The organism is Hymenobacter coccineus (genome assembly GCF_001816125.1).
Classification (GTDB): domain Bacteria; phylum Bacteroidota; class Bacteroidia; order Cytophagales; family Hymenobacteraceae; genus Hymenobacter; species Hymenobacter coccineus.
The window spans coordinates 1-11,042 of the sequence record NZ_MDZA01000068.1; the positions used below are offsets into that span (position 1 = coordinate 1).

At 66.4% G+C, this 11,042-nt stretch carries 10 protein-coding genes and 1 pseudogene; all 11 read right to left on the minus strand.

Features of this window, described 5'->3' with window-relative positions; all coding sequences use genetic code 11:
* Positions 1-574: 574 nt before the first annotated feature.
* Complete coding sequence (locus BEN49_RS05450; RefSeq protein ID WP_070741870.1) at positions 575-2,917, minus strand: S9 family peptidase; 2,343 nt, start codon at positions 2,915-2,917, stop codon at positions 575-577.
* 128 nt (positions 2,918-3,045) lie between these two features.
* On the minus strand, positions 3,046-3,621 hold the full coding sequence (locus tag BEN49_RS05455) for a histidine phosphatase family protein (protein WP_070741873.1): 576 nt from the start codon (positions 3,619-3,621) through the stop codon (positions 3,046-3,048).
* On the minus strand, positions 3,618-3,980 hold the full coding sequence (locus BEN49_RS30060; RefSeq protein ID WP_262490179.1) for an adenosylcobinamide-GDP ribazoletransferase: 363 nt from the start codon (positions 3,978-3,980) through the stop codon (positions 3,618-3,620). The genes BEN49_RS05455 and BEN49_RS30060 overlap by 4 nt, the downstream gene beginning before the upstream one ends.
* A complete protein-coding gene (locus tag BEN49_RS30065; RefSeq protein WP_262490180.1) occupies positions 3,947-4,417 on the minus strand; it encodes an adenosylcobinamide-GDP ribazoletransferase in 471 nt (156 codons plus the stop codon). The genes BEN49_RS30060 and BEN49_RS30065 overlap by 34 nt, the downstream gene beginning before the upstream one ends.
* 246 nt (positions 4,418-4,663) lie before the next feature.
* A complete protein-coding gene (cobT, locus tag BEN49_RS05465) occupies positions 4,664-5,722 on the minus strand; it encodes a nicotinate-nucleotide--dimethylbenzimidazole phosphoribosyltransferase (RefSeq protein WP_070741876.1) in 1,059 nt (352 codons plus the stop codon).
* The gene (locus tag BEN49_RS05470) at positions 5,719-6,339 is read right to left on the minus strand and encodes a cob(I)yrinic acid a,c-diamide adenosyltransferase (protein ID WP_070741879.1); all 621 of its coding nucleotides are present in this window, start codon (positions 6,337-6,339) and stop codon (positions 5,719-5,721) included. Before BEN49_RS05470 ends, cobT begins: the two co-directional genes overlap by 4 nt.
* Before the next feature lie 200 nt (positions 6,340-6,539).
* Entirely contained in the window at positions 6,540-7,043 is a 504-nt protein-coding gene (locus BEN49_RS05475) for a bifunctional adenosylcobinamide kinase/adenosylcobinamide-phosphate guanylyltransferase (protein WP_070741882.1), read from the minus strand.
* A gap of 6 nt (positions 7,044-7,049) precedes the next feature.
* The gene (locus tag BEN49_RS05480) at positions 7,050-9,272 is read right to left on the minus strand and encodes a TonB-dependent receptor (RefSeq protein ID WP_083325804.1); all 2,223 of its coding nucleotides are present in this window, start codon (positions 9,270-9,272) and stop codon (positions 7,050-7,052) included.
* Between the two features lie 55 nt (positions 9,273-9,327).
* The gene (locus tag BEN49_RS05485; RefSeq protein WP_070741888.1) at positions 9,328-10,368 is read right to left on the minus strand and encodes an ABC transporter ATP-binding protein; all 1,041 of its coding nucleotides are present in this window, start codon (positions 10,366-10,368) and stop codon (positions 9,328-9,330) included.
* The gene (locus BEN49_RS29265) at positions 10,368-10,796 is read right to left on the minus strand and encodes an iron chelate uptake ABC transporter family permease subunit (protein ID WP_070741891.1); all 429 of its coding nucleotides are present in this window, start codon (positions 10,794-10,796) and stop codon (positions 10,368-10,370) included. Before BEN49_RS29265 ends, BEN49_RS05485 begins: the two co-directional genes overlap by 1 nt.
* Positions 10,772-11,042 (minus strand): annotated as a pseudogene (locus BEN49_RS29270) (hypothetical protein); the annotation flags it as partial. The gene BEN49_RS29265 and the pseudogene BEN49_RS29270, both read right to left, overlap by 25 nt.

Sequence of the window (11,042 nt, forward strand, 5' to 3'; positions counted from 1 at the left end):
TGGTGCTCGACAACTTGCGCGGGCACAAAGAACTTGCGCGGGCACAAAGCGCCCGGCCTGGCCGAGGCCGTCGCCGCCTGCGGCGCCCGCCGGCTGTTTGTGCCGGCTATTTCTGCCGCCTTGCTGGCCCGACTTTACGCCCGTTGAACTGGCCTTCGGCAAGCTCAAAACCCGCCGGCGCACCGCCCAGGCCCGCACCCGCGATGCCGTGGCCCAGGCGTTGCGAACGGCCCGGGACTGGCTAAGTGACACCGACGCAAAACCTGGTTTGACCACTGCGCCTATCATGTACACTGACCCCCGAATCTGCTCTAGGCGCATTATTACACACAACACATTTTCAATCAGCAGATTGCTTAACAGTTAAGTAACCGTGCAACAATGATTAGAGCGGCGCAGGCGGCCATGCCCAACTGGCGGCCACGCAGCCCGGACTTGACGACACTGGGGCCCTAGAGGTGCGAAACGCCGCATCTCCAGGGCCCCAGTGTTTTCCAGAGGTCCTTTCGGCGCCGCTGTGCTTAGCATGACGCCCTCGTTTGAGCAGGGCGCCCGTATGTATATCAGCCGGGCCCTACTGCATCCCGTTGCGCGGGTCGGGCTTGGGCTGCATTTCGTAATCGTGCGGGGGCGTGGCGCCGGCCAGGTTCTGCACGAAGTAGTCCCAGCGGCGGCGCATCATGTAGGGCGAAAGGGCCCCGTAGCCGTGGGCGGCGTTCGGGAACACCACTAGGTCGTAGCTCTTGTTGGCTTTGGCGAGGGCCTCGGCCACCAGCATCGTGTTGGAGGACGGCACGTTGTCGTCCATCAGGCCGTGGGCCAGCATCAGCTTGCCCTTGAGGTTCTTGGCCAAGGGCGCGTTGGCTTGGGCGTCGTAGTTGCTGGTGCCGTCGGGGTTGGTGGTGAGCAGGCCGATGTAACGTTCGCCCCAGTCGTCCTCGTAGTTGCGGTTTTCGTGGTTGCCCGACTCCGAGATGCCGACCTTGAAGAAATCGGGGTAGCGGAACATGGCCGCCGCCGTGGCGTAGCCGCCGCCCGAGTGCCCCCAGATGCCGGCCCGCTCCAGGTCGATGTACGGGTAGCGCTGGGCCAGCTGCCGCATGCCGGTCACCTGGTCGGCGAGCGTGTTGGCCTCCATGTGGCCGTAGCAGGCGTCGTGGTAGCTCTTGGAGCGCAGCGGGTTGCAGCTGCCTTCGATGACGACGACCACGAAGCCCAGCTCGGCCAGCGCCTGGTTGTCGTTGCGCGCCGAGGCGAACGACCAGTTGCCCACGCCGCCGCCCTGGGGCCCCGGGTAGATGTAGTTGATGATGGGGTACTTCTTGGCCGGTTCCAGCGTGCTGGGCGTGAACATCAGGCCGTAGAGGTCGTCGCGCCCGTCCTGGTCCTTCACGGTGATGGGCGTGGGCGCCTTCCAACCGGTGGCGGTGAGGCGGGAAATGTCGGTTTTCTCCAGCGTGGCCACCAGCTGGCCGTCGGCGTTGCGCAGCACGGTGGCGCCGGGGCGGTCGGGCTGCGAGTAGCTATCCACGAAGTAGCGGCCCGAGGGCGACAGGTCAACCTGGTGGTTGCCGGCTTCGGGCGTGAGCAGCTTCAGCCCCTTGCCGTCCAGCCCAACGCGGTAGAGGTGGCTAAAGTACGGGTTGCCCGGCTCGCGCCCGTCGGCCAGGAAGTAGAGCTGGCGCTTCTGCTCGTCCACGCGCAGCAGCTGCGTCACCACGAAGTTGCCCTTGGTAATCTGGTTTTTGTCCTTACCGGTGGCGGCGTTATACAGGTAGAGGTGGCCCCAGTTGTCGCGCTCCGAGTACCAGACGGCCTCCTTGGTTTTGGGCAGGTAGTGCCAGTTGATGGCGTGCTGGCCCGATTCGTACTGCGTGGCCACGGTTTCCTCGAACACTTCCCGCACGACGCCGGTCGCCGCATCGGCCACCCGGAATTTCTCCTGCTTGTGGTCGCGCGAGGTCGAGACGAACGCCAGCTGCGAGCCATCGGGGGCCCAGTCCACGTCGTCGAACGTGCCGCTGCTGGAAATATCGTCGGAGAGTGAACCGCGGTGCGGGTCGGGCGGCACTTGCAGGCGCACCACTTTGGCCGGGCTCACTTCCACAATTACCCGCTCGATGGTGGGGATGTCCTTGTCGCCGGGCAGCGGGTATTTCCACGTTTTCAGGGTCGGCCGGCCCACGTTGGTGGTCACCAGGTACGCGTCGCTCACCTGGCGCTGGTCTTGCCGGAAGGTGGCAATTTTGCGTGAATCCGGCGACCATTGCAGGATCGGTTTGTCGCTGTGGGTCCAGCCGGCGTTGTCGGTGGCGTAGCCGTAGTTGGGGGCCCCGTCGGTGGTGAGCGGGGTTTGCTGGTTGGTTTTCGTGTCGCGCACCCACAAGTTGTGGTCCTTGATGTAGGCCGCGAGGCTGCCGTCGGGCGACACGATTTCGTTGGCTGCGTTGGGGCTGGCGCCGGGGCCCTCCGCGGGCGCGGGCGCCGGGCGCACCTCGCCGCTGGCCAGGGTGTACTGCCAGGCTTTGCCTTTCACGGCGAAGGAAAGGGTCTTCTCATCGGGCGAAAACGTGAGGTTGCGGAACGGCAACCGGGCCCCGGCGTATTGCTGGCCGCTGGCGGCCGACAGCGCCGCGGCCAGCCGGGCGTGGTCGAAGGCTGGGGTGCGGGTTTTGCGGGCCGGGTCCACCAGGATGAACTCGCTGCCCTGCGCCGTCATGGTCCGGTACCAGAATCGGTCGTTGGCTAGCCAATTGGGGTCCACGGGGCCGTGGTCCACCAGCGGCTGGGTGTTGTAGCTCAGGAAGCGCTCGGCCCGGGCGTAGTCTTGCGCCGTGAGGGCGGGCAGCGGCTGGGCCGAAGCCGCCGCGGCCACGCAACAAGCCGCCGCGGTGAGGGCCAATAAATACTTGTGCATGGGGTTACTTGAAGGCCAAAATTTCTGGCCGCAAGGTATTATGGAATGCCGCGGCCGCGCCGCACTGTGCCACTCAGCCCCCAAATTATCCTACCTAGGCGTCCTACCGGTGCGCGGCACCCGTTTGGTTACCCATTCATCGCCAGCACGTTCCACTTGCCGTGCTGCTGCTCAATTTTGGTCACTGAGGCGTAATCAATCCGCAGGCGGAAGGCGTTGCGCAGCGGCATTTCGAGGCAGTGGGCCAGCAGGGCCCGGATGGTGCCGCCGTGGGTGAACACCAGCACGGGGCCCTGGTCGGCGCCGTCGGCACCCGCGGCCAGCTCGGCGAGGAAGGCCGCGGCGCGCTGTTGCAGGGCCCCGAAGGTTTCGCCGGCGGGCGGAGCCAGCGTTACGTAATCGGCCATCCAAGGCTCGGTTTCGGCGCGCGGCAGGTCGGTCCACAGGCGGTTTTCCCAGACCCCAAAATTCATTTCGCGCAGGCGCTCGTCAAGCGTGTAGTCGTTGGTAACGGCCTCGGCCAGGGCCCGGCAACGGGCGGCGGGGCTGCTGAAGGCATGGTAGCCACCGGCCGGCGCGGGCGGCAGCTTGGCCAGCAGCGCCGCGGCTTCGGCCGCGAAAGTATCGGCCAGGGGCACGTCGTGGTGGCCGTAGCAAATGCCGGGCGCCTGCACGGCGGTGTGGCGGATGAGGTGGATAATCATACCAAATGGGCAGTTAAAACCAGGTAAATGAGGGCTTCGGCCAGCTGTTGGGCGGCGCCGAGACAGTCGCCGGTGTAGCCGCCCAGCCACTTTTTGAACCAGCGGCCCAGCACCACTTGCAGCACCGCCAGGGGCCCCAGCACCAGCAGCAGCCCGGGTTGCCGCTGCCAGGCCGCTAGCACCAGCAGCGGCAGCAGCCCCAGCAGCGCGGCCGCGGCCAGCCGGCCGGTGGGCAGGCTTTGGGCGATGGGTTTGGCCTTGCCGTCGGCCAGGTCGGCGCGGGCGTAGGGCAAGGTGCGCACGAAGGTGGCGGCCACCAGCCGGCTCAACGGGTGCGCCACCAGCAGCAGCGCGGGCACCGACAGGGCCCCGGCGCGCGGCCCGGGGCCCCGGCCAGCGCCGCTACTTTAATGGCCAGCACCAAGCCCAGGCCCACCACGCCGTAGGTACCCACGCGGCTGTCCTTCATGATGGTGAGGATGCGCTCCCGCGTCCAGCCCCCACCGAAGCCGTCGCAGGTATCGGCCAGCCCGTCCTCGTGAAACGCGCCGGTGAGCAGCACGCCCGCGCCGGTGCTCAGCAGCACGGCCACCAGCGGCGGCCAGAGCTGCGCCGCGCCCCAGTACACACCCGCCGCTACCCCGCCCACCAGCCACCCAACGAGCGGAAAATACACCGTGGCCTGGTTGAGCTGGTCGTCGGCGTGCCCCACCCAGCGCGGCACGGGCAGCCGCGTGTAAAACATCACCGCCGTCAGCAGCAGGCGCAGCTGACGGCGCGGCCAAGAATCGGGCATGGGGTGGAGTAGTAAGGGCGGGTATAGAAAATTAATATTACGTCATGCAGAGCGCAGCGAAGCATTTCTACTGCGGCAGTAAACAATAATTAATTACGCTGAAAAGATGCTTCGCTGCGCTCTGCATGCCGTTTTACATTTTTTCTAATTCAGGAACAAGGCTATTAATTACTACTGCGGGAAAGATGCCTCGCTGCGCGCTGCATAACCGTTTTTAATTAAAACCGACTCCCCAATCAAATAGAGTCAATCCGCTGCCGTGCCGGAATCGTCGCTCACGCCCGCGCTTTCAAACGAGGCCATTTCGTTCAGGAAATTGACGGCGGCTTGCACTAGTGGGTAGGCCAGCGCGCAGCCCGTGCCTTCGCCCAGGCGCAAGCCCAAGCGCAGCAACGGCCGGCCGCCTAGCTCGGCCAGCAGCAGGCGATGCCCCTGCTCGTCCGATTCGTGGCAGAACACGCAGTACGCGAGGATTTCCGGGGCCAGCCGCGCCGCCACCAGCAGCGCCGCCGAGGCAATGAACCCGTCAATCAGCAGCAGCATGCGGTGCTCGGCGGCGCGCAACAGGGCCCCGGCCATCTGCGCAATTTCGAAGCCGCCGAACGTGGCCAGCACCGCCAGCGGGTCCGCCGCGTCCACTACGGCCGGGTGGGCCCCCACGGCTTGCGTGAGCACGGCCAGCTTGCGGGCCAGGCCGGCCGCGTCGAGGCCGGTGCCGCGGCCCACGCATTCGGCCAGCGGCCGGCCCGTGAGCACGTGCATCAGCACCGCCGCCGAAGACGTGTTGCCAATGCCCATCTCTCCCACTCCCAGCACGTTGCCGCCGGCGGCGTGTAGCTCGTCGGCCAGGCGGGCGCCGCGGGCCAGCGCATCGGCGCACTGGGCGGCGGTCATGGCGGGGCCCTGGGCGAAGTTGTGGGTACCCTCGGCGATTTTCTCGTCGCGCACAGCGGGCAGGTCGGCGAAGGAGCCGCGCACGCCGGCGTCCACGATGGTGAGGCCCAGGCCATTCTGGCGACAGAACACGTTGATGGCCGCCCCGCCGCCGGCGAAGTTGCGCACCATCTGGTGCGTCACCTCGGGCGGGTACTGGCTCACGCCGGCCTGGGCAATGCCGTGGTCGGCGGCAAACACCAGCACGTGCGGCTGGCGCAGCTGCGGCGTCAGGGTTTGCTGCACCAGCGCCACCTGCTGGGCCAGGGCTTCGAGCTGCCCCAGGGCCCCCAGGGGCTTGGTTTTGGTATCAATTTTACGGGCAATGGCAACAGCCAGGGCCCCATCGGGCGCGGTGATAGACCAGTTCATTCGGCGGCGGGCTCGGCTGGGGCAGTGGGCGCGGCGGGCGCCGCGCTGCTGCCAAAGCGCTTGTAGAGAAACAATTGCCACTTCTCTTCGGCCACGCCGGCCTTGTCCATCTCGGCGCGGGCCAGGGTGAAGAACAGGTCCGAGAGCCGGTTGATGTAGGCCGGGATGGCGGGGTGCACGGCGTCGGTGGCCATCAGGCTGACGAGGCGGCGCTCGCCGCGGCGCATTTGGGTGCGCACCACGTGGCAGAGGGCGGAGATTTCGTTGCCGCCCGGCAGCAGGAAATAGTCGGAAGGCGACGTCATGGCGCCTTCCAGCGCGTCAATCCACACCTCGCACTCCTGGGCCCCTTCGGTGGGCAGCGGGTTGCTGTTGGCTTTTTTGGCGTCCGACGGCCGCGCCAGGTGCGACATCATGTCCATCAAATCCTTCTGGATTTTGTGGAGGTTGGGTTGCCACTCGTGCGCGGGCCCCAGCTTTACGCGCAGTAGGCCCAGGGTCGAGTTGGCCTCGTCGAGGTCGCCCATGCACTCCACGCGCACGTCGTCTTTCGGCACGCGCGAGCCGCCGAAAAGGCCGGTGGTGCCGGCATCGCCTTTTTTGGTGTAGATTTTCATAGGAATTAATTAAATGTAGCGTGGACGCTGCGAGTCCGCGCGTTGTAACGTCTGTAGCGTGGACTTTGTAGTCCGCGGCTTTACACGGTCACCCAACGACCATCGGCAGGACGAAGCGAGAGCCGCGGACTACAAAGTCCGCGCTACAGATCGTCCAGCGGCTGGGCAACCGCGCGGACTCGCAGAGTCCGCGCTACTTTTCATTTCACCACCAGCGGCAGGCCCGACACCATGAAAATGGCGCGGTCGGCACGCTGGGCAATGTGCTGGTTCAGCCAGCCTTGCAGGTCGGCAAACTTGCGGCCGGCCTCGGTGGGCGCGTGCAGGCCCATCCCGATTTCGTTGGAGATAATAATCAAGGTGCAATGTTGTTGCACCAATTTATCAAACTCAGCTTTTGACTTGTGCAACGTTGTTTCAACATCGTATTTCGTGTCGGTGAAGAAATTGGTGAGCCAGAGCGTGACGCAATCTAGCACCACGGTGCGGCCCGCCAAATCGAGGCGGCTCGGGTATTTTTCTTCCTCCAGCGTCGTCCAGCGGGCATCGCGGTCGGCCACGTGCCGGGCAATGCGTTGGCGGTGGTCGTCGTCCCAGGCCCGCGAGGTGGCCAGGTACACGGGGTTTGGGCTGAGCGACAGGGCGAGTTCTTGGGCGTAGCGGCTCTTGCCGGAGCGCTGCCCGCCGGAAACGTAGTACAGCACGGGGCCCTAAAACGCAATGGTGTAGCGCCCCGTGAAGTTGCGCCCGGCCAGGTTATAGCCGCGCTTCTCGTAGTAGTTCTCGTTGGTCAGATTGTTCACCAGCACCGAGAACGTATGCTTCTTGGCCACGGTGTAGCCGGCCGAAAAATCAACGGTCATGTACTCGGGGTATTCCACTTGCGGCGAGGCCAGGTCGGTGAAATCGGTGTCTTTGCGGCGGCCCACGTAGCGGGCGGCGAGGCGCGCGCTGAGGCCCTGGTGGCTATCAAAGGCCACGCCCACGTTGCCGTTCAGGCGGGCCACGTTATAGATGTCGCGCACAGTGCGGGTGCCGTTCACGTTGTTGGTCACGTCCTGGGCCTTGAAGATGCCCGTGCCGCCGGCGAAGGCGCGCAGCAGGTAGCGGCGGTCGGCCAGGGCCCCGAAATCGTAGCCGGCCTCCAGCTCCAGGCCCCGGATTTGGCTGTCGTTGGCGTTCACGTAAGTGGTGCGCGAGCGCACCGCGTAGCCTTCGGCGGTAGTTGCGCCCACGGGGTTGGCGGTGCGCGTGGTGATGCGGTTCGTCACCTGGGTCGAGAAAAAGGTGGCGTCGGCCGAGAAGCCCGACTCGGCCTGGCCGAAGCGCAGGCCGGCGTCGTAGGTCACGCTGTTCTCGTTTTTCAAGTCGGCGTTGCCCTGCGTGATGGCCACTTGGCGGGCGGCGTTGGGCGCGGTTTGCGAGTAGCCGGCCACGTTGTAGGCGTCGGGCGTCACGTAAGCGCGGCCGATGGTGGCGTGCACCCGCAGGCCGTCCGTCAGGGCAAATTGGGCCCCCAGGCTGGGGCTGAAGAACGGGTTGGTTTTCTTGCCCGGCGTGAAGGTGGTGAGCAGGTCGGTCTGCTTCACGTTGTAGGTAATGAAGTCGTAGCGCACGCCCGGCGTCACAATCAGCTTGTCGGCCAGCAGGCTCAGCTGGCCCTGGGCGTACAGGCCGGTCGTGTTCAGCTCGTAGTTGGGGCTGTAGGGCGTGCCATTGGAGCCGTTGGGGTTGAATACCTGCGCGTTGCTGGTGGCCTCGTTGTGGTCGACGCCCACGGTAATGCGCTGGCGGCCCAGCGTGATGACGTCCTTGGCCTGCAAGCCCTTCCAGAGGTACTGGCTTTGGTAGGAGCGGTAGGGCGTGATGGGGTTGTCGTTGTAATCGCTGAGCGTGTTGTTGTTATTGGTTTCACGCGAGGTGTAGCCGCGCACAAACAGCTGGTGGTTGGCGTAGTTGCCGGTGGCGCTCAGGTCGAGGTTGCCGCGCTCAATGTCTTTGCTCGACGGGCTCAGGTTGCCGTAGAAAATGTCGTTCGGCGACTGCACCGTGGGGGCCCTAAACAGCTCGCCGCGCACGTCCACGCGCCATTTTTCACTGAGCTGGTAGCCCAGGCGCAGGGCCCCCGAGTAGTACTTCAGCTTGGTGTAGTCGCGGCGCTGGTTGTCGCCGCGGGCGTCGTCCACGGTTTTGGTGGTGCCGTCGGCAAAGGTTTGGGTAGCGCTGGAGGCGTCCAAGGCGCGGCGCAAAATGCCGTTGCCGCCCAGCTTGTAGTCCTGGTCGCGGTTGAAGAAGCCCGCCGACAAGTCAAAATCGAGCTTTTTGGTGAGGTTGCCGCCCGTGGCGCCGCCGAACCGCACGGTTTGATAGCTGCCGTACTCGGCGAAAATCGAGCTGCGGATGGCCCCGCGCGACTGCCGGGTAATCACGTTCACCACGCCGCCCATGGCCTGCGGGCCGTACAGGGCCGAGGCGGGGCCCTTGAGCACCTCCACGCGCTCCACGCCGCCCAGGTCGAGGGTGGCGAGGTTGCTCGTGCCGGCCGGGCGGCCGTCTACCAGCAGCAGGGCCCGCTGGTTGAGGCCGCTGGTTTGGGGCCGGAAGCCGCGGATGCCCACGCCCGCCAGCAGCCCGGGGTACTGCACAATGTCCACCGAGGCGTTCTTCTTCAGCACGTCGGTAAACTCCAGGGCCGGCGTCTGCTGAATGTCTTTCTGGCTGATGACCTGGATTTGTTGCGGCACTTGGTTGCGCGGCGTGGCGGCGCGCGAGGCCGTCACCACCACCTCGTTGAGGTTTTGGCGCTGGAGGCTGTCGGCCAACGCCTGGGCTTGGGCCCCGCGCACCGTGCCGGCCAGTAGCACCGTGCCCAGCACCAACTGGATTTCAATGCGCAACGGTCGATTTTGTTGGGGTAAAGAACGTTTTTTCATGGGTAAGCGGCAGAAGTTGTTATGAATTGAATACTGTATTTACGGCAGCTGAAAATCAGCCAACCATTTGTTTATTACTTGTTTGCCGGAGCGCCAGCAGCAGCGCCTCGATGGTGACGTGAGATTGGGCCGACTGACCGGCGGCCTGGCTCAGCCAGGGCCCCGGGCCAGCGGGGGCCGTCACGCGTAGGGCGGCGGGGCCAGCGGTGGGCACGAAGCCCTCGCGCTCCAGGGCCCGGCGCGTCCAGAACGCGGCGGCCCCCTCCCCCACCAGCTGCACCGGGGGCCCCGTGGGCGCGTGTAGGGCGAAGGTGCCGGTGGCCGCGTCGAAGGCCAATCCTTCCCGCGCAAACGCCGCCGCGAAGGCCCCGCTCAGCACCAGGTCTTCGGGCGTGCCGGTGCGCAGGGCCCCGTCGGCGGGCAGCAGCCAGGTGCGGTCGGCGGCTTGCAGGGCCAGGTCCAGCTCGTGGGTCGAGAGCAGGATGGCCTTGCCCGTGGTGCGGGCCAGCTGGTGCAGCAAGCGCATGAGGGCCACGCGGTTGGGCAGGTCGAGGTGGGCCGTGGGCTCGTCGAGCAGCACCACTGGCGTGTCCTGGGCCAGGGCCCTAGCCAGCAGCACTTTCTGGCGCTCGCCGTCACTCAGCTCGCCCACCGGGCGGTCGGCAAACGCCTCGGTGCCGGTGGCTTCCAGGGCGGCTTGTACCCGGGCTTCGTCGTGGGCCGAGAGGCCGCCCAGCCAGCCGGTGTGCGGGTGGCGGCCCAGGCGCACCAGCTCGCGCACGGCGAGGTTGCCGGCGTCCACGCGGTCCGTGAGCACCACGCTGAGCTGGCGGGCGCGCTCGGCCGCCCCCATCGCCGCCAGCGGCCGGCCGCCTAGTTCGAGCCGCCCGCCGAGCGGCGGCTGCAAGCCGGCCAGCGTGCGCAGCAGCGTGCTTTTGCCGGCGCCGTTGGGGCCCAGAAGGCAGACAAGCTCACCGGGCCACAGGGCCAGGCGCAGGGGCCCAGCCACCGGGCGGGGCGTTTTTTTGCTTAGGAAATAGCCCACCGCCAAGTCCTCGGCGGTCAGCAGCGGCGCAGGCTGTTGGGGGGTGGCCATCAGGAAAACGACGAGCGAATGTTGTTGCGGCGCAGCACCATCCACAGCACTACCGGGGCCCCCAGCAGGGCGGTAACGATGCTTAGCGGGAGGGCGGTTTGGCTGCCGGGCAGCTGGGCCAGGCAGTCGCAGCCCAGCGTGAGGGCGGCCCCCACCAGGCAGGCGCCGGGCAGCAGCACGCGGTGGTCGGCGGTGCGCAGCAGGCCCCGGGTGAGGTGCGGCACGGCGATGCCCACGAAGCCAATCGGCCCGCAAAACGCCGTGATGGCCCCCGCCAGCAGGCTCGTGCTAAGGATGATGAGCGTGCGCGCGCGGCCCACCGTCAGGCCCATGCTGCGGGCGTAGTTTTCGCCCAGCAGCAACGCGTTCAGCGGTTTGGCCGAGGCAAAGGCCAGGCCCAGGCCTACCGCCACCACGGCCGCCAGCACCGCCAGGTGGGGCCCACCACGCCGCCCAGCGAGCCGAACGTCCAGAGCAGGTACTCCTGGATTTGCTCGGGCGCGCTGAAGTACTGCCACAGGCCCACAATGGCGCTCGTGACGCTCGCAATCATCAGGCCCACAATGAGAATCACCTCATCGAAGCGGCGCGGCGCTGGGTGTGGCTTCAACTCGCCGTCGTGTACACCCGGTACTTGCTGGGCGGGGCGTTTGTGTTCGCCAGCTTGGTTAAGA